The following is a 16,824-nucleotide window of genomic DNA, read 5'->3' as shown; positions in this document are numbered from 1 at the left end:
TCTCGAAGCTGACGATGGAGGACCGACGGTGACCAGGAACAAGCTGCGGCTCGCGATCATCGGAGCCGGCCCGGCCGGCATCTACGCGGCCGACATCCTGCTGAAGGCGGAGCGCAACTTCGACGTCTCGATCGACCTGTTCGACCACCTGCCGGCGCCGTACGGGCTCGTGCGCTACGGCGTCGCGCCCGACCACCCGCGCATCAAGGGCATCATCACGGCGCTCCGCGAGGTGCTCGACCGCGGCGACATCCGCATCTTCGGCAACGTTCGCTTCGGCGAGGACATCACCCTCGACGACCTGAAGAAGCACTACAACGCGGTCATCTTCGCGACCGGCGCCGTGAAGGACGCCTCGCTCAAGCTGCCGGGCGTCGAGCTCGAGGGCTCCTACGGCGCGGCCGAGTTCGTGAGCTGGTTCGACGGGCACCCCGACGTACCCCGCACCTGGCCGCTCGAGGCGAGGGAGGTCGCGGTCATCGGAAACGGCAACGTGGCGCTCGACGTGTCGCGCATCCTCGCGAAGCACGTCGAAGACCTGATGGTGACCGAGATCCCGGCGAACGTCGCCGCGGGCCTCGCCGAGTCGCCCGTCACCGACGTGCACGTGTTCGGGCGCCGCGGACCGACCTCCGTGAAGTTCACGCCCCTCGAGCTCCGCGAGCTCGGTGAGCTGCGCGACGTCGACATGATCGTCTACGACGAGGACTTCGACTACGACGACGCGGCCCGTGCGGCGGTCGCCGGCAACAAGCAGGTCCTCGTCATCGACAAGGTGCTGCAGCAGTGGCGGGCGCGCACGGTCGGGCAGGCGTCGCGGCGGCTGCACCTGCACTTCTTCGCCAAGCCGATCGAGATCGTCGACGACGGCACCGGCCGGGTCGGCGCCATCCGCTGGGAGCGCACCGCGCCCGACGGCGAGGGCGGCGTCGTCGGCACGGGCGAGATCCGCGAACTGCCCGTGCAGGCGCTGTACCGCGCCGTCGGGTACTTCGGGTCGCAGCTGCCCGGCATCCCCTTCGACGAGAGTTTCGGCGTGATCCCGAACCACGAGGGCCAGGTGCTGACGCGCGACAAGCTCACGGGTGAGGCGCGCCAGATGTACGGCGTGTACGCCACCGGCTGGATCAAGCGCGGCCCCGTCGGCCTCATCGGCCACACCAAGTCCGACGCCATGGAGACGATCAAGCACGTCATCAACGATCTCGGCAACTGGTGGACCCCCGAGTCGCCCTCCGAGGAGTCGGTGCTCGAACTGCTCGACTCCCGGGGCATCGCCTACACCGACCTCGACGGCTGGCACCGCCTCGACCAGCACGAGCAGTCGCTGGGCGAGGCCGAGGCGCGCAAGCGCGTCAAGGTCGTGCCGCGCGACGACATGGTGCAGATCTCTCGGGGCGAGGCGTAGGCGCAGGCGTTTTGCGGTCCTGCGGGCGCTGAGGGTCGCTGCTGGGCGGCTGCGGCCTGTGCTGCGGCCTGCTGCGGCCGCTCGGCGCCCGTAGCGGGCCCGTGAGCCGCATGCTGTGGGATCGCGACCTGCGGATGCCGGCGCTGCCGCTACGCTTCACCACATGCCGCTCGAGACCCTGACCACCGCCGTCGTGGCGTTCGTCGTCGGGGGAGTGCTCGGCTGGTGGCCGCTCGCCGCATGGACGCGGCGTTCGATGACGACCGAGCGGATGCCGCAGCGCACCGTTCGCGTCGCCGGTGCCGCGATCACCGCCGTGACGTTCGCCGCGCTGGCGTGGCGGTTCGGCCCGACGTGGATCCTCCCGGCGTTGCTCGTGTTCGCGGCATCCGCCACGGTGCTCGCGCTCGTCGACCTCGCCGAGAAGCGCCTGCCGAACGCCGTGACCTTCCCGACGCTCGGCGTCGTGGCCGCGCTGCTGGTGCCCGCGACCTGGGCCACCGGCGACTGGATGGCGCTCGTCTGGGCCGTCGTCGGCGCCGCGGCGATGTTCGCGGTGTACTTCCTGCTCGCCCTCATCTCGCCGTCGTCGATGGGCATGGGCGACGTGAAGCTCGCGCTGCTGCTCGGCCTCGTGCTCGGCTGGTTCGGCCTCTCGGCCTGGGTGATCGGCCTCCTCGCCGCGTTCGTGGTGGGCGGCGTCGTGTCGATCGTGGCGCTCGCGATGCGCCGCGTGACGCTGCGCGGATCGATCCCGTTCGGGCCGTCGATGCTCGCCGGCGCGATGCTCGCGCTGCTGTTCGTCGGCCCGTAGGGCCCGCGGCCCGGCTTCCTCCACACCCCAGTGCGGGGGACGGAAACTGCGCGAACTTGCGCGGAATTCCGGGGTTTTCGTGTGTGCGGTGCGTCGAAAACGCTTGCAACCCCCGAAAGGGGGCGTTGGTCGACGAGAAGCGGACAGTTACGTTCGATCATCCGCTGGTACCCGCCAGCGGAGACGCACCACCGATACCCGTCGGTGGAGCACCCACATCGCCGGTACCCGCCGTCGGTGGACATCGCCGGTACCCGCCGGCGGTGGATATCCATACCCGAAGGATCCTGAAATGCTGAAGGCATACTCGCGCATTGCTGCGCGCATCAACTCCGTCCGCTCCGAAGAGGAAGGTGCGACCGCGGTCGAGTACGGCCTCATCGTTGCGCTCATCGCCGCCGTGATCGTTGGCATCGTGGCGACGCTCGGTGGCCAGATCAGCGACGCATTCACCACCATCTCCGAGCAGCTCCCGGACTAATGCGTGCACTCGCGGTGCGGCCCAAGTCATAACTCAAGGCTGCACCGCGGACGCGCTGTGCGGCCCCATAACGTCGTGGGGCCGCACCGCATCCGCACCACCCGACCCCATCCCACCCGAAGGATGCACCGGTGCTCCACCACCCTCTCCGGCCCGAAGACGGTCGTCGTCGCCTCAAGGTCGAGCGCGGCGCCACGGCCGTCGAGTACGGACTGGTCCTTGCGTTCATCGCCGCGATGATCGTCGGCACCATCACGGCGCTCGGCCTGACGCTCGGCGAGTCCTTCGGCGATTTCGTCACCGCCTGGGGTGCCGCATGATGCGCTCGCGAGGTGCAAGATCCGAACGCGGCGCCGCCGCGGTCGAGTTCGCACTCGTCGCGCTCCCACTCGTGATGCTGCTGCTCGGCATCCTGGACTTCGGCTGGATCTTCAACCAGCAGGTCTCTCTCACCAACGCGGCTCGGGAGTCCGCCCGGTACTACGCCGTGCGCGAGCACGATGGCGCCACTATCGGGCAGGCCGTCACCTGGGGCATGGATGCCGCACCGACCGTCAACACCGCGGCGTGGTCGGCCACCGGCGCCGGCATCGTGATGCTCCAGGGCTGCGACAGTGCGAAGCCCAACTACAGTGCGGCGATCGGCGAGGCCGTCACCGCCACGGCCACCATACCCATGCCCTCGCTCACCGGGTTCTACACGGCGATCCTCGGGCCGACGCTCTCCGGAAAGGCGAAGACCGTATGCGGTGGATGACTCGTCGAATGCGTGACGACAGCGGCGCGAGTGCCGTGCTCGTCGCCATCTGCCTGCTCGTGCTCGTGGGTTTCGGCGCGCTCGCGGTCGACGTGGGCGCGATGTACTCCGAACGCGCGCAGCTGCAGAACGCCGCCGACGCCGGAGCCCTCGCCGCCGCGGAGTACTGCGGCGGACACGGCGGCTGCGCGACGACCACGTCCAAGAGCGGTGCTGCCACGGCGGCGTCCGCGGTCACCGGCGGCAACATGCTCGATGGCAGTGCGACTCTGCCGCCACTCACGTTCACGGCTGACACCGTGACCGTGAAGGCCACGACTCCGGGCATGGAGCATCCGCTCGCCGCCGCCATCGGCGTCGCCTCATCGGATGTCGGCGCGGCCGGGACGGCGCAGTGGATCGCGGCCGGCGCGAGTGTTGTGCCGTTCGCCATCGGCTCCTGCAAGGAGTCGACTCTCACGCCCGGAACGGTCGCCTACATCCCCATCGACAATGCTCCGTGCGCCGGTTCGGTGCCGGGTGCGTTCGGCTGGCTCGACGACGGCACCACCTCGTGCGTCAAGGACGTGCGCATCGGCGAGTTCACCACGGTCACCACGGGTGACACCGGCAAGTGCGAGCTCAGCACCGCCGAGCTCGCCGCCGCCGCCGCCCAGATGGGGTGCAACCTCGCGACCATCCCGCACAAGTACGGCACGACCGTCGAGAAGATGTTCTACTGCTTCGTCGGCCGCACCGTGCTCGTGCCCGTGTACAACCTCGCCTCCAAGTGCCCCGGAACGCCGCCGGCCGGCAAGGCCTACTGCATCGAGAAGTTCGCGGCCTTCGACATCTACGGCATCCACGTCAAGACGACCACGGGCAACAAGGTCGACGAGTGCAAGCCGAGCGTCACCTGCCACCTTCCCGGCAGCTGGGGCGCCCTCGGCTTCGAGGGCCGATTCGTCAGCTACGTCACCGCCGCCGACTCCTGGATGCTCGGACCGCCGAACCCTTCGGTCCGCCTCGTGCAGTAACCCAGCTGCACATCCCTGATCCCGAACCGAGCCCTGCTCTCGCCCTGAGGAAGTACCCATGAAGACCCGAATCCTGGGCGCCGTCGTCGCCCTCGTCATCGCCGCCGTCGGCGCGTACCTGCTCGTCACGTACGTGCAGGGCGCCGACGCCCGCGCCGCCGACGGAGCGTCGCTCGCCGAGGTCTACCTCGTCGACACGGAGATCCCCGAAGGCACGTCGGGCGAAGACCTCTCCGAGTACATTGCGGTCGCGACCGTTCCCGAGCGAAACCTGGTCGACGGCTACGTCACCGACCTCGCCGATCTCGAGGGCCTCGTCGCGACCGCCGCGATCCTCCCCGGCGAACAGCTGGTCGCCGCCAGATTCACCTCGCCCGAGGAGGCCGCCGCGGCCGGCGACGTCGCCGTGCCGGCTGGCATGCAGCTCGTCTCGTTCACCCTTCCGGCCGACCGTGTGGTCGGCGGCGAGGTCGGTGCGGGCGACCACATCGGCCTGGTCGGCACGGTCGACCCCGACGAGGTGGGCGACACCGAGGATGTGATCAACCCGATCACGAGCTTCGCGTTCCACGGCGTGCTCGTCACGAAGGTGCAGGGCGTCGTCACTCCAGATCCCGAGACCGGTGAGGAACCCGACCAGGGCGCGGGGGACTCGATCATGGTCACCATCGCGCTCTCGGCGCACGACGTCGAGCGTTGGGTCTGGTTCAGCGAGGGTGAGGCCGCCGACTACGCGCAGATGTGGCTGACCCTGGAGAACGCGCAGACCGACAACGACGGAACGTCGCCGGTCGATGGAAGCAGCGCATTCGGATGACTCCGTTCACCCTCGTCAGCCGTTCGGTCGAGTACGAGTCGCGTCTGCGGTTCCTGCTCGGCGAACGGCTGCGCGTCGTCCCGGGCGAATACATGCTGCTCGGCTCCGAGACCGTCGCCGATCGCGCGGGCGAACCCCGCATCGTTGTCCTCGGCCCCGTGCTCAACTTCGAGGAGACGCGGCAGCTGATCCGAGAGCTCACGCAGCGCAATCCCAACGTCGTGCTGGTCGTCGTCCGCGAGCAGCGGTCGGAGCTCGAGGACTGGGTCGACCAGCTCGACCTGCACGCGGTGCTCAGCCCCGACGCGAGCGACGAGGTCACGCTCGAGCTGTTCGAGCGGCTGATGCGCTGGATGGTCACGACCGGCCGCGCGGAGGCCGCCGACTTCGAGGTGCCGACGCCGACGCCCGACGAGGTCCGCGCGATCGTCGAGGGGCCGTTCGTGCCGCGTGTCGACGAGGCCGAGGCCGAGGATGCGCCGGTCGAATCCGACGAGACCGCCGAGGCCGTGCCGGCTGGCCCGCGGTGGGAGTTCCCGCCGCTGCCGTCGGACACGCCGAGCGAAGCGCTCGCCGTGGTCGCGCCGAAGGGCGGCCAGGGCAAGACGACGATGTCGATCAACCTCGCGAGCGGACTTGCCGAGGTCGCGCCGAACTCGGTCGTGCTCGTCGACGCCGACCTGCAGTTCGGCGACATCACGGCCGCGCTCGCGCTGCAGCCCGAGCACACGATCGTCGACGCCGTGGCCGCCGTCGACGACGAACTCGTGCTGAAGACCATGCTCACCCACCACCGCGACGGGTTCTTCGTGATCGCGAGCGCGCCCTCGCCGGAGTTCGCCGACCAGGTGCCGGCCGCCGCGCTCGGCGTGCTGATCGAGCGGCTGCGCAAGCTCTTCCGTTACGTCATCATCGACACGACCCCGGGCCTCGGCGAGCACTCGCTCGTCGTGCTCGAGCACGTGACCGATGCCGTCTTCGTGATGAACATGGGCGTGCCGAGCCTCCGCGCGGTGCGCACCGAGTTCGAACTGCTGCGCACCGTCGGCCTGATGCCGGCGAACCGGCACATCGTCGTCAACTTCGCCGACAAGCAGAGCGGCCTGACGGTGCGCGACGTCGAGCACATCATCGGCGCCCCGGTCGACGTCGAGGTGCCGCGCTCCTCGGCGGTGCTCCTCGCGTCGAACCGAGGCGTGCCCCTCATCCACGACGACGTGCGCGACCCGGCGGCGCGAGGCATCCGCTCGCTCGTCATGCGCATCGCCCCCGAGGCCTTCCCGAAGCGAACCTGGATCCACAGAAAGCGACCCGCTCATGAACCTCAATGACCGGTTGAACGCCGCTCGCCACCTCGCGGGCGACGACGACACCCAGCAGTTCCACACGCGTCCGGTGTCCGCGTATCCGGCGAGTGCCACGCTCGACGACGTCGCGCCGCTGGGCGCGACGACGGAGGTCCCGATCGACGGTTCCGCATCCGCTCAACAGGACGCGGAGACCCTCGTGCTGTCGACCGCAGATGCCGCGACCGAGCCGGTGCAGCAGGCCGAGCCGACCCGCACCGTGCGTGCCCTGCGCGAGGCGCAGGCCGTGGACCCGCTCGCCTCGGTCAAGGAGAAGGCGGCGCAGGAGCTCTTCGGTCGCATCGGTTCGCGTCTCAACGACTCGACGCTCACCGAGGAGCAGCTGCACGTCATCGCGCGCGGCGAGCTCGCCGAGATCGTCGCTGCTGAGCAGCTCGCGCTCTCGACGGTCGAGCGCACGCGGCTCATCGACGAGATCGGCGCCGACGTGCTCGGCTACGGTCCGCTCGAGGTGCTGCTCGCCGACCCGAGCGTCACCGAGATCATGGTCAACCGGTTCGATCGCGTCTACGTGGAGCGCGCCGGTCGGCTGATCGAGACGCCGCTGCGTTTCACCGGTGAGCCGCAGCTGCGCCGGGTCATCGAACGCATCGTCTCCCGGGTCGGCCGTCGCGTCGACGAGTCCTCTCCGCTGGTCGACGCCAGGCTCGAAGACGGCTCCCGCGTGAACGCGATCATCCCGCCGCTCGCCGTGAACGGGTCCTCGCTCACCATCCGAAAGTTCGCGGGCACTCCGTACACGATCGACGACCTCATCGCCTCCGGTTCGGTCACGCCCGAGGCCGCCGCGGTCCTCGACGCGGCGGTGCAGGCGAAGATGAACATCATCGTCTCGGGCGGCACCGGCACCGGCAAGACGACCCTGCTCAACGTGCTCTCGGGCTTCATCCCGAGCGACGAGCGCATCATCACCATCGAGGACGCCGTCGAGCTGCAACTCCAGCAGGAGCACGTCGTGCGCCTCGAATCGCGGCCGCCGAACATCGAGGGCCGAGGCGAGATCACCATTCGCGAGCTCGTGCGCAACTCGCTCCGCATGCGCCCCGACCGCATCGTGGTCGGCGAGGTGCGCGGTGCCGAGTCGCTCGACATGCTGCAGGCCATGAACACGGGTCACGAGGGGTCGATCTCGACCATCCACGCGAACTCGCCGCGCGACGCGGTGGCCCGCATGGAGACGCTCGTGCTCATGGCCGGCATGGACCTGCCGCTCCGTGCCATCCGCGAGCAGATCGCGTCGGCCGTCGACATCATCGTGCAGATCAGCCGGCACCGCGACGGCGGTCGGCGCGTCACGCGCATCACCGAGGTGCACGGCATGGAGGGAGAGGTCGTCACGCTCCAGGACGCGTTCGACTTCGACTACAGCGCCGGCTACGACGAGGACGGACAGGTGCTCGGACGTCTGCAGGCGACCGGCGTGCGTCCGCGGTTCGCCGAGCGCATCGCCGACCACGGCATCGCGCTGCCCGTCTCGCTCTTCCACCGTGCGGATGCCGCGACGGCGGGACTCCGTCGATGAGCCCGCTGCTGCTCGTCGCGGGCCTCGCCTTCGGCCTGCTCGCGCTCTTCGTGCTGATCTTCCTCGTGATCGCGGCACCCGCGCCGCGAGTCGCCAAGGATCGCCGTCGGGCACCCGGCGTCGAGGAGGTGTCGGCGCTCACCAAGCTCACCGAACGCACGACCGAGGTCATCGAGCGGGTCTCCGCGCGACGCTCGAGGCGGCTCTTCGGAGCCGAGGAGCTCGAGCTCGCCGGCGTCAAGACAGAGCCGAGCGGATTCATCGTGCTCGTCGCCGCCGCGTCGGGCGCGCTCGCCGTGCTCGGAGCGCTGTTGGGCCTCGCCAACGGGTCGGCGTTCCTGCTCGCGATGCTCTTCGCCCTGCTCGGCCCCGTCGGCGCCAAGGTCGTGTTGATCATGCGCACGTCGAAGCGCCGTGCGAAGTTCGCCGACCAGATCGACGACACCGTGCAGCTCATGGCTGGCAGCCTTCGGGCGGGGCACGGCCTCACGCGATCGCTCGTGAGCGTGGCGAACGACGCCGACTCGCCCATGCGCGAGGAGCTCGCGCGGGTCGTCAACGAGACGAGGCTCGGCCGTGACCTGGCCTCCTCCCTTGCGTTCACCGCCCAGCGCATGCACAGCGCGGACTTCGAGTGGGTGGCCCAGGCCATCGCGATCAACCAGGAGACCGGCGGCAACCTCGCCGAGGTGCTCGACCAGGTCGGACGCACCATTCGCGAGCGTTCGGAGATCCGCCGTCATGTCGCCGGGCTGAGCGCCGAAGGTCGCCTCTCCGGCGTCATCCTCATCGTGCTGCCGATCGGCGTCGCGCTCTTCATCGGGGTCACGCAGCCGGGGTACTTCGCCGCGTTCTTCGAGAGCATCATCGGCATCGCCGCCCTCGTCGTGGCCGCGATCCTCCTGGTCGTCGGCAGCGTCTGGATGTCGTTCGCAGTGAAGGTGAAGTTCTGATGCAGTTCACGCTCGCCACCGCCTACATCGCCGTCGGACTCGTCGCGGGTGCCGTCGCCCTGCTCGTGTTCGTCCTCATCCCCGGTCGTCGGGCGAAGACCGAGACGCCCGAGGGGGCCGAAGTGCACCCGACGCTCGGCGTCGTGCAGCAGCGGCCGTCGCTCGTGCAGAACCTGATCACGGCCGCCCCGGCCGGGTACATCGCCTGGCTCGAGGCGCAGATCGTCTACGCCGGGCGCCCCGCCGGCTGGGCCGCCGGACGCATCGCCACGTGGAAGATCGTGGGACTCGTCGTCGGCGCGGTCGGGGGCACGCTCTACGTGTTCGCGGGCGGCGTGCAGCCGCTCGAGGTGCTGCTCGCCGTCTTCGTCACCGTGCTCCTCTTCTTCCTGCCCGACGTGCTCATCAACAGCCGCGCGCACGACCGGCAGGAGGCGATCAAGGTCGCGCTTCCCGACACGCTCGACCAGATGACCATCGCCGTCGAGGCGGGCCTCGGCTTCGACGCCGCCATGGCGACCGCTGCACGCGGGGGCAAGGGACCGTTGGCCGAGGAGCTCATCCGCGTGCTCCAGGACATGAGCATCGGGCGCACGAGGCGCGACTCGTTCCACGAACTCGAACGCCGCACGAGCGTCGAGGACCTGCGGCGCTTCGTGCGCGCGGTCGTGCAGGCCGACGCGCACGGCGTGGCCATCGGCGACGTGCTGCGCGTGCAGGCCGGCGAAATGCGGCTGAAGCGCCGCCAGCGTGCTGAGGAGCAGGCGCAGAAGGTCACGGTCAAGGTGCTCTTCCCACTCGTGTTCTGCCTGCTGCCTGTGCTCTTCATCGTCGTCATGACGCCGGCCGTCATCGGCATCATTGGAGCGTTCTCCGGTATGGAGTGAGCTCGCGCTGAGGCCAACGCCAGGCCTCGCCCGCGCCATCCGCTGCCAACCTCGAGGGCTCGCCGCTAGGCTGACCTCACGAGCGCGGGGGAGGTGGCGTGTCCGAGTCGGAGCACGCAGATCGGCCCGAGGCGTGGCGCCCCGACCTGCTCGGGCCCGGGTTCGAGCAGCGCACGCTGCCGCTCGGCACCGATGACGAGGGCGAGGTCGTCGCCACGCTCGTGCGCTACACGCCGGCCGGATTCCGGTGGCCGATGCGGCGCGGCGCGGCATCCGGAACCGACGTGCTCTACGTGCACGGCTGGAGCGACTACTTCTTCAACACCGAGCTCGCACGGTTCTGGTCGGATGCCGGTGCGCGGTTCTTCGCGCTCGACCTGCGCAAGTACGGCCGCAGCCTCCGCCCCGGCCAGACGCCCGGGTACGTCACCGACCTCGCCACCTACGACGGCGACATCGGGGCTGCTCTCGAGGTCATGGGGCACGGCGAGGGCGCGGATGCGGCATCCGCTCGGCCCTTGCTCCTCGTCGGGCACTCGACCGGCGGGCTCACCCTCAGCCTCTGGGCCTCGCGTCACCCCGGCCGCGCCGCCGGGCTCGTGCTCAACAGCCCGTGGCTGGAATTCCAGCTCAGCCGCACCGGCCGCCAGGCCCTCGCGCCCGTGATCGGATGGGGCGCGCGGGTGAACCCGCTCGGCCCGATGCCGAACGTCGACCTCGGGTTCTACACCCGCGCCGTGGCGAAGTCGCACGGCGGCGAGTGGGACTACTCGTTCGACTGGCGCCCCGAGCGCGGCTTCACGGTGCATCCGGCCTGGCTCACGGGCGTGCTCGCCGGGCACGCCGCCGTCGCCGCGGGCATCGACGTCGGAGCCCCGGCGCTGACGCTGCTCTCGAAGCGGTCGACGCTGCTGCCGAGGTGGGACGAGGCAATGCGCGCGAGCGACGGCGTGCTCGTCGTCGACGAGATCGCCGAACGGGCCACGCGGCTCGGCCCCGACATCGCCGTGTCGCGCATCGACGGCGCCCTGCACGACGTGTTCCTCTCGCGCGAGCCCGCGAGGGCTGCCGCCTACGCCGCGATCACGCGGTGGCTGCGCGGCTACGCGCCTCGCCGCTGACGCGCGTCCCGCTCGCCCCCGCCTCGCCCGCCCCCCGTCGCTCGCCCCCGCCTCGCTCGCCCCGCCTCGCCCACCTCGCCCACCTCGCCCGCCTCACCTCGCTCGCCGGCTCCCCGCGGAACACCGTTCTGACACGCGAACACATGCGCGACGGTGTTCTCGTCGGGTGACTGTGTTCCTGCGCGACGGGCGCTCCGGTCCTCCACAGGTGGTCGCGGGAGGCGCGCCTCACCCGGGCACGCCGACCGCACCCGCCGAGCCGGGCCGGTCGCCAGACTCGAGCGATGGACTTTCCGACGCTTCCGTCAGGTTTGGTGAGGGCAGACGACGCATTAACCGCCGGCCTGAGCGCGGCGCTTGCCGATGCGGTCGCCGCCGGTCGGATGCATCGCGTGCGGCGCGGTGTCTACGCCGCGGCGGCTCGTCCGCGGGAGCCGGAATGGCTCGTCGACGAGCGACGACATCTGCACCTCGTGCATGCCGTCGGCGAGACGATGTCCGCCCCCATCTTCACCGGGTTCTCTGCGCTGGCGCTCCACGGCCTCCCGACCTTCGGGCGCTGGCCGGCGCAGGTCTCCGTCGTATCCGGCACGGGTCACGGACGCCGGCGGAACGGAATCGTCTGGGTTGCGGCGTGCTCCGAGCCTCCGCTCGCCGTGGCCTCGGGCCGTCGTGTGACATCCGTCGAATTCACGCTCATCCAGGTGTGTCGTGCCGGAACACTGGCCGCAGGCCTTGCAGCGGTCGACGCAGCGCTCTGGGTGCCGCGTCACGGCGACCGCTCGCCTCGCACGACCCTCGAGCGTCTCCGGGCGGAGCACGAACGACTTCTGCCGTACCCAGGTAGTCGGCGCGTCGAGGCGGTGCTCTCACGCGCGACCTCGAGGTCGGAGACCGTGCTCGAGACGGCGAGCCGGCTGGTCATCGAGGAGCTCGGATTCGCCGCGCCGGCGCTCCAGCACGAGTTCTGGTTGCCAGAACTCGGGATGACGGCATCCGTCGATTTCGCCTGGCCAGCGGTCGGCGCCGTCGCGGAGGCGGACGGTCGGGGAAAGTACGGCTCGGGGGAGGGCGCGAGCGCGGCGGCAGCATGGCGCCTGGTCATCGCGGAGAAGGACCGCGAGAACGCGATCCGCCGTCAGGTGCGCGGGTTCGATCGCTGGGACTGGAGCGACATGGCACGAAAGGTGCCGATCGAGCAGCGCCTCACGCGCATCGGCGTCCCGCGCGTACGCCGGCGTCGCTCGCTCATCGGCCGCCCGACGGATCCTGCGTTGCGTTCAACGCGAGCACCCGCGACCGGGGGAACACCCTTGTCCGAGACGAACACCTGACAACCGGTGTTCCGTTCGCGGATGTGTGTTCCGACGCGTGCGTGGGCGCGCGTGGGCGGGAGCGGGGGGAGACGCCCGGCAGGCTTGGGCGCGCGTGGGCGGGAGACGCCGGGCAGGCGGCGCCTCAGCGGAAGTTGACGAACTGCAGCGCGACGTCGAGGTCCTTCGACTTCAGCAGCGCCATCGTGGCCTGCAGGTCGTCGCGGCTCTTGGAGGAGACGCGCAGCTCGTCGCCCTGGATCTGGCTCTTGACCGACTTCGGCGCCTCGTCGCGGATGATCTTCGAGACCTTCTTCGCGTTGTCGCTGTCGATGCCGTTCTTCAGCGCGATCTCGATGCGGAACTCCTTGCCCGAGGGGTAGGGCTCACCGGTGTCGAGCGAGCGCAGCGTGATGCCGCGCTTGATGAACTTCGACTCGACGACCTCGAGCACGGCCTTGACGCGCTCGTCGGTCGCGGCCTTCAGCAGGACCTTCTCGCCGCTCCATTCGACCGAGGCGCCGACGTTCTTGAAGTCGTAGCGCTGCTCGACCTCTTTGCGCGCCTGGTTGACGGCGTTCTCCGCCTCCATCTTGTCGACCTTGGAGACGATGTCAAACGTGGAATCAGCCATGCGGGCAAGTCTACCGAGCGAGCGGATGCCGCGGCAGGGCGGATGCCGCAGTGCGTGTTCAGCCGTCGGACGAGCGGATGCCGCGGGCTGACGCCTACGCGTCGGTCGGCCGGGCCGTCGACGAGCGCACGCCCGGGCGAGCGGATGCCGCGAGGTGATGCCTACGCGTCGGCCGGCCGGGCCGTCGACGAGCGAACGCGCAGCTCGAACGGCAACGGGGTCGCGGCCGGCACCGGGGCATCCGTGCCGGGCTCGAGCTGCTCCATGAGGATCTCGACCGCCTTCTCGCCCTGCAGGCGCGGGAACTGCGCCACCGTCGAGAGGCCGAAGAAGTCGGCGAGGTCGTGGTCGTCGATGCCGATGATCGAGACGTCGCGGGGCACGATCATGCCGAGCTCGCGTGCGGCGAGGATGGAGCCGATGGCCATCTCGTCGGATGCCGCGAAGATCGCCGTGGGGCGGTCGTGAGGCACCCCGAGCAGCTGCTTCGCCGCGTGGAATCCGCCGCGGATGGTGAAGTCGGCGGGGGCGAAGAGCCGTGGATCGACCTCGATGCCCGCGTCGCGCAGCGCATGCTCGTAGCCGTGCCGGCGGTTGGTGGGCAGGTGGAAGTCGAGGTCGTTCTCGACGTCGCCGCCGATGTGGGCGATGCGGCGGTGCCCGAGCGCGAGGAGGTGCTCGGTGGCGAGGCGGGCGACCGCGACGTCGTCGATGGTGAGCGTGCGCACCCCGGTGATCGGGCCGCCGACGCCGACGAGCGGCTTGCCGAGCTCGTGGAGCCGCGTCACCTCGGGGCCGGTGAGCTCGAGCGACACGGCGATGACGGCGTCGACGCGCTGGCGCAGCAGGAAGTGCTCGAACACGCTCGTGCGCTCGCCGCTGTCGCCCGACAGGTTGTAGAGCGTGAGGTCGTATCCCTTGCGCAGGAGTGCGCCCTGCGCGCCCTCGAGCACCGAGGAGAAGAACCAGCGGTTGAGGAACGGGATCACGACGCCGATGTTGCGCGTGCGGCCCGACGCGAGGCTCGAGGCGTTCGAGCTGACGACGTAGCCGAGCTGCGCCGCGGCCTCGAGCACCTTCGACTTCGAGGTGGGGGAGACGTGCCCGCGCCCGCTCAGCGCGCGCGACACCGTGGCGGTGGACACGCCCGCGAGTCGTGCGACCTCTTCGATGCCGGCCATCGCGCCTGCCTTCCGGGCTTCGCTGAACCTCGTCATCCTATCGGCGTCGCCCTGCGTGGCGCGTTGGCCGGTGCACGTTCGTAGGGTAGAAATGCACGGTCGGCCCGCGTTCGGGGGAGTCGCGACCGACCCACCATCGCACTCGAAGGGAATCCCGTACGTGAAGTGGGTCAAACGAATCCTCCTCGCCGCCGTCGTCGTGTTCGCCGTGTTCTACGTGATCACCCGCCCGACTGACGCCGCGAACATCGTGCAGGGCGCATTCGGCGCCGTGTTCACCGCGACCGAGGCGATCGGTCAGTTCTTCAGCTCGCTCGCCTCGTAAGCCCATGGGCGTGCCCGGTCTCGACCCGCGCGTCGAACGTCACCTGATCGCCGACGAGGGCGAGTTCGTCGTCGACGAGGTGCGCAAGCACTGGGCCGCGGTGGCGGGGGCGATCCTCGAGGCGCTCGCGGCGATCCCCGTGCTGATGCTCATCGCGTTGGTGCCGTCGCAGATGTACTGGGTGCCGCTCTTCCTCGCGCTCGGGCTCGTGATCCACGCGTCGTGGCGCATCCTCGGCGCGCGCATGGACCGGTTCGTGATCACGAACATGCGGGTGTTCCGCGTGCACGGCATCCTGACGCAGAACATCGCGACGATGCCGCTCGCGCGAATCCTCGACATCTCGGTGCACCGCCCGCTGATCGGGCGCATCCTCGGGTACGGGCACTTCGTGTTCGAGTCCGCGGCGCAGGAGCAGGGGCTGCGCGACATCCGCTTCGTGCCGAAGCCGAACGAGCGGGGGCTCACGATCCAGCGGGTCATCCAGCGGGCGGGACTCCGCGGGTCGTCGAACGCCTGGCGGGCCGAGGACGAACGTCGCGAGCGCGAGGCGATGGCGCAGGCCGCCGCGGCGGCGCAGGCTGCTGCCGCGGCCGCTGCGGTGGCTTCCGGCCCGAAGTTCGAGACCGGTGACACCGCCGAGTTCCCCCTCGAGGACCAGAACAGCACGGCCGAGATGCCGTGGTGGCGCGCGCAGTAGCCGCCAGACTTCGCCCGACCCGCGCACCCGCCCGCGCCGACCCGCAATCGCAGGCGCGTTCGGCCGCCCGCCCGCACGGTCCCGGGACGCGAATCGGGGCGGTGCCGTGTTCCACCTCGGCACCGCCCCCTTCCTCACCGCACCGGGTGCACCACTACCCGGCGAGGACCTGCTGCGCCTGCGTCTCGGCGTCGGCGAGCAGCGCGTCGATGTCGGCGTTCTGATCGGTCAGCACCGCCTGCACGACGGGGTCGAGCAGCGCGTAGACCTCCTGCGTCGCGTGGCTCGGCTCGGGCAGGAGCGGCTGCTCGAAGATCTGGTCGGTGAACGAGGTCATCTGGTCGAGCGGCACGTTCACGAGGTCGGCGACCCAGGTCTGCGCCTCCTCGTAGGTGGCCTGGTCGAAGATCGGCATCTGCGGTGCGCCGACCGGTGCACCGGATGCTGCGAGCGCCTCGGCATCGGCGACGGCGGCGTCCTCGTCGGTGAGCTTCTCCATGTAGTAGAAGTCGATCCACTCGACGCCGGCCTTCTGGTGCGCCTCGTCGGCGGTGGCGCTGACGGCGGCGAGGGTGCCGCCGCCGAGCACGCCGGCGTCCGCGTCATCCGCGAGGGGCAGCACCGTGAGCCCGTAGTCGTCGGGGTTCATCTGGTTCTGCGTGAACAGGTTGCCGTAGTTGCCGCCGCCGGAGACGTACATGCCGATCTGGCCCGAGGCGAACGCCTGGTTGATGGTGCCCCAGTCGTAGATGAAGTTGGCGCCCATGGAGTTGTCGGTCCAGCGCATCTCCTTGAGGCGCTCGAGCACCTCGTGCATCTCGGGGGTGTCGAGGGTCGCCGTGACCTCGTCGCCGTCGACCTCCTCGGTGCGGCCGCCGAGTGCGTAGTCGAGGGTCGTGAGGATCCAGCCGCCGGTGTTCGACGAGGTCATCTGGGCGTAGCCGGCGACGCCCGTGGCATCCGCGATCTTCTTCGCGTCCTCGCGCACCTCGTCCCACGTGGTCGGGGGCGAATCGGGGTCGAGCCCGGCGGCCTCGAAGAGCGTGCGGTTGTAGTGCAGGCCCTGCCCGTAGGCGGCGATCGGCATGGCCCAGAGGTCGCCGTCCTCGTCTTCGCCGGCGACGGCGACGTTCGGGTTGAAGTCCGCGGCGTAGGGGAGTTCGGCGATCAGGGCGGAGACGTCCGCGATGCGCTCCGACGCGATGAGCCCCCGCCCGTCGGTGAACGGCAGGGTGAAGACGTCGGGCAGGGTCGCGCCGGCGAGCTGCGCCGAGAAGGTGGTGCCGTCCCAGGTGTATTCGACGGGCTCGATGGTGATGCCGGGGTGGGCCTCCTCGAACTGGTCGGCGCGCTCCTCGAAGGCGGCCGTGGCGCCCTCGTCGAGTCCGGCGTCGATGGCGACCTTCAGGGTGAGCGTGCCGTCGTCGGCCGCGTCAGGGGCCGTGCATCCGGCGAGGGGGATCGTGAGGGCGACCGCGGCGATCACGCCGAGGGTCGTGAGTGGTGACTTCATCGTCTTCCTGTCTCT

Annotated in this window: 18 protein-coding genes; 15 read left to right on the top strand and 3 right to left on the bottom strand. The window is 70.2% G+C overall.

Translation table 11 applies throughout. The features are described from left to right. The first annotated feature begins 28 nt into the window (after nucleotides 1-28). The 13 genes from ACR3IO_RS13620 to ACR3IO_RS13560 all read left to right on the top strand — a co-directional run bounded on the left by ACR3IO_RS13620 (nucleotide 29) and on the right by ACR3IO_RS13560 (nucleotide 12,477). The gene (locus ACR3IO_RS13620; protein WP_434071752.1) at nucleotides 29-1,408 is read left to right on the top strand and encodes an FAD-dependent oxidoreductase; all 1,380 of its coding nucleotides are present in this window, start codon (nucleotides 29-31) and stop codon (nucleotides 1,406-1,408) included. A 163-nt stretch (nucleotides 1,409-1,571) separates the two neighbouring features. Continuing rightward, the gene (locus ACR3IO_RS13615) at nucleotides 1,572-2,222 is read left to right on the top strand and encodes a prepilin peptidase (protein WP_434071751.1); all 651 of its coding nucleotides are present in this window, start codon (nucleotides 1,572-1,574) and stop codon (nucleotides 2,220-2,222) included. Nucleotides 2,223-2,514: 292 nt separating this feature from the next. After that, nucleotides 2,515-2,703: a Flp family type IVb pilin gene (locus tag ACR3IO_RS13610; RefSeq protein ID WP_434071750.1), complete on the top strand. Its 189-nt coding sequence runs from the start codon at nucleotides 2,515-2,517 to the stop codon at nucleotides 2,701-2,703. A 131-nt stretch (nucleotides 2,704-2,834) separates the two neighbouring features. After that, nucleotides 2,835-3,023 (top strand): Flp family type IVb pilin, encoded by a 189-nt coding sequence (locus tag ACR3IO_RS13605; RefSeq protein ID WP_434071749.1) that lies wholly within the window; start codon nucleotides 2,835-2,837, stop codon nucleotides 3,021-3,023. Beyond that, nucleotides 3,020-3,460, top strand: a complete 441-nt coding sequence (locus ACR3IO_RS13600) for a TadE/TadG family type IV pilus assembly protein (RefSeq protein ID WP_434071748.1) — start codon at nucleotides 3,020-3,022, stop codon at nucleotides 3,458-3,460. Before ACR3IO_RS13605 ends, ACR3IO_RS13600 begins: the two co-directional genes overlap by 4 nt. An 8-nt stretch (nucleotides 3,461-3,468) precedes the next feature. Continuing rightward, nucleotides 3,469-4,476 carry a pilus assembly protein TadG-related protein gene (locus ACR3IO_RS13595; protein ID WP_434071747.1) on the top strand — a complete coding sequence of 336 codons (1,008 nt, stop codon included), beginning with the start codon at nucleotides 3,469-3,471 and terminating at the stop codon, nucleotides 4,474-4,476. Between the two features lie 58 nt (nucleotides 4,477-4,534). Continuing rightward, nucleotides 4,535-5,293: a Flp pilus assembly protein CpaB gene (gene cpaB / locus ACR3IO_RS13590; protein ID WP_434071746.1), complete on the top strand. Its 759-nt coding sequence runs from the start codon at nucleotides 4,535-4,537 to the stop codon at nucleotides 5,291-5,293. Then, nucleotides 5,290-6,624: an AAA family ATPase gene (locus ACR3IO_RS13585; protein WP_434071745.1), complete on the top strand. Its 1,335-nt coding sequence runs from the start codon at nucleotides 5,290-5,292 to the stop codon at nucleotides 6,622-6,624. The genes cpaB and ACR3IO_RS13585 overlap by 4 nt, the downstream gene beginning before the upstream one ends. Then, a complete protein-coding gene (locus ACR3IO_RS13580; protein WP_434071744.1) occupies nucleotides 6,611-8,182 on the top strand; it encodes a CpaF family protein in 1,572 nt (523 codons plus the stop codon). Before ACR3IO_RS13585 ends, ACR3IO_RS13580 begins: the two co-directional genes overlap by 14 nt. Then, nucleotides 8,179-9,135 (top strand): type II secretion system F family protein, encoded by a 957-nt coding sequence (locus tag ACR3IO_RS13575; RefSeq protein WP_434071743.1) that lies wholly within the window; start codon nucleotides 8,179-8,181, stop codon nucleotides 9,133-9,135. Before ACR3IO_RS13580 ends, ACR3IO_RS13575 begins: the two co-directional genes overlap by 4 nt. After that, the gene (locus tag ACR3IO_RS13570; RefSeq protein ID WP_434071742.1) at nucleotides 9,135-10,022 is read left to right on the top strand and encodes a type II secretion system F family protein; all 888 of its coding nucleotides are present in this window, start codon (nucleotides 9,135-9,137) and stop codon (nucleotides 10,020-10,022) included. The genes ACR3IO_RS13575 and ACR3IO_RS13570 overlap by 1 nt, the downstream gene beginning before the upstream one ends. A 98-nt stretch (nucleotides 10,023-10,120) precedes the next feature. After that, a complete protein-coding gene (locus tag ACR3IO_RS13565; RefSeq protein ID WP_434071741.1) occupies nucleotides 10,121-11,143 on the top strand; it encodes an alpha/beta hydrolase in 1,023 nt (340 codons plus the stop codon). Nucleotides 11,144-11,535: 392 nt separating this feature from the next. Beyond that, nucleotides 11,536-12,477, top strand: coding sequence for a hypothetical protein (locus ACR3IO_RS13560; RefSeq protein WP_434071740.1), 942 nt, complete (start codon nucleotides 11,536-11,538; stop codon nucleotides 12,475-12,477). A gap of 124 nt (nucleotides 12,478-12,601) precedes the next feature. On the opposite strand, the gene ACR3IO_RS13555 is transcribed toward ACR3IO_RS13560, so the two are convergent. Continuing rightward, entirely contained in the window at nucleotides 12,602-13,090 is a 489-nt protein-coding gene (locus ACR3IO_RS13555; RefSeq protein ID WP_434071739.1) for a YajQ family cyclic di-GMP-binding protein, read from the bottom strand. Between the two features lie 161 nt (nucleotides 13,091-13,251). Beyond that, nucleotides 13,252-14,271 carry a LacI family DNA-binding transcriptional regulator gene (locus ACR3IO_RS13550; protein ID WP_434071738.1) on the bottom strand — a complete coding sequence of 340 codons (1,020 nt, stop codon included), beginning with the start codon at nucleotides 14,269-14,271 and terminating at the stop codon, nucleotides 13,252-13,254. A 160-nt stretch (nucleotides 14,272-14,431) separates the two neighbouring features. On the opposite strand from ACR3IO_RS13550, the gene ACR3IO_RS13545 reads away from it, so the two are divergent. Together ACR3IO_RS13545 and ACR3IO_RS13540 are read left to right on the top strand one after the other, a co-directional pair. Then, nucleotides 14,432-14,596, top strand: a complete 165-nt coding sequence (locus ACR3IO_RS13545; RefSeq protein ID WP_434071737.1) for a hypothetical protein — start codon at nucleotides 14,432-14,434, stop codon at nucleotides 14,594-14,596. Between the two features lie 10 nt (nucleotides 14,597-14,606). Continuing rightward, nucleotides 14,607-15,296 (top strand): PH domain-containing protein, encoded by a 690-nt coding sequence (locus ACR3IO_RS13540; RefSeq protein WP_434071736.1) that lies wholly within the window; start codon nucleotides 14,607-14,609, stop codon nucleotides 15,294-15,296. A gap of 154 nt (nucleotides 15,297-15,450) precedes the next feature. On the opposite strand, the gene ACR3IO_RS13535 is transcribed toward ACR3IO_RS13540, so the two are convergent. After that, nucleotides 15,451-16,809: an ABC transporter substrate-binding protein gene (locus ACR3IO_RS13535; protein ID WP_434071735.1), complete on the bottom strand. Its 1,359-nt coding sequence runs from the start codon at nucleotides 16,807-16,809 to the stop codon at nucleotides 15,451-15,453. Nucleotides 16,810-16,824: the final 15 nt, after the last annotated feature.

The sequence above is a fragment of the Agromyces sp. Marseille-Q5079 genome, assembly GCF_051016555.1.
In the GTDB taxonomy this organism is placed as follows: domain Bacteria; phylum Actinomycetota; class Actinomycetes; order Actinomycetales; family Microbacteriaceae; genus Agromyces.
This window is presented reverse-complemented; position numbering and strand designations above follow the sequence as displayed.

What these genes read in the sequence shown, in the direction of transcription:
- ACR3IO_RS13570 (WP_434071742.1), top strand. Translation starts at nt 9,135, where the DNA reads ATGCAGTTCACGCTCGCCACCGCCTACATCGCCGTCGGACTCGTCGCG.
- ACR3IO_RS13600 (WP_434071748.1), top strand. Translation starts at nt 3,020, where the DNA reads ATGATGCGCTCGCGAGGTGCAAGATCCGAACGCGGCGCCGCCGCGGTC.
- ACR3IO_RS13595 (WP_434071747.1), top strand. Translation starts at nt 3,469, where the DNA reads ATGCGTGACGACAGCGGCGCGAGTGCCGTGCTCGTCGCCATCTGCCTG.
- ACR3IO_RS13555 (WP_434071739.1), bottom strand. Translation starts at nt 13,090, where the DNA reads ATGGCTGATTCCACGTTTGACATCGTCTCCAAGGTCGACAAGATGGAG.
- ACR3IO_RS13585 (WP_434071745.1), top strand. Translation starts at nt 5,290, where the DNA reads ATGACTCCGTTCACCCTCGTCAGCCGTTCGGTCGAGTACGAGTCGCGT.
- ACR3IO_RS13535 (WP_434071735.1), bottom strand. Translation starts at nt 16,809, where the DNA reads ATGAAGTCACCACTCACGACCCTCGGCGTGATCGCCGCGGTCGCCCTC.
- ACR3IO_RS13610 (WP_434071750.1), top strand. Translation starts at nt 2,515, where the DNA reads ATGCTGAAGGCATACTCGCGCATTGCTGCGCGCATCAACTCCGTCCGC.
- ACR3IO_RS13580 (WP_434071744.1), top strand. Translation starts at nt 6,611, where the DNA reads ATGAACCTCAATGACCGGTTGAACGCCGCTCGCCACCTCGCGGGCGAC.
- ACR3IO_RS13575 (WP_434071743.1), top strand. Translation starts at nt 8,179, where the DNA reads ATGAGCCCGCTGCTGCTCGTCGCGGGCCTCGCCTTCGGCCTGCTCGCG.
- ACR3IO_RS13550 (WP_434071738.1), bottom strand. Translation starts at nt 14,271, where the DNA reads ATGGCCGGCATCGAAGAGGTCGCACGACTCGCGGGCGTGTCCACCGCC.
- ACR3IO_RS13615 (WP_434071751.1), top strand. Translation starts at nt 1,572, where the DNA reads ATGCCGCTCGAGACCCTGACCACCGCCGTCGTGGCGTTCGTCGTCGGG.
- cpaB (WP_434071746.1), top strand. Translation starts at nt 4,535, where the DNA reads ATGAAGACCCGAATCCTGGGCGCCGTCGTCGCCCTCGTCATCGCCGCC.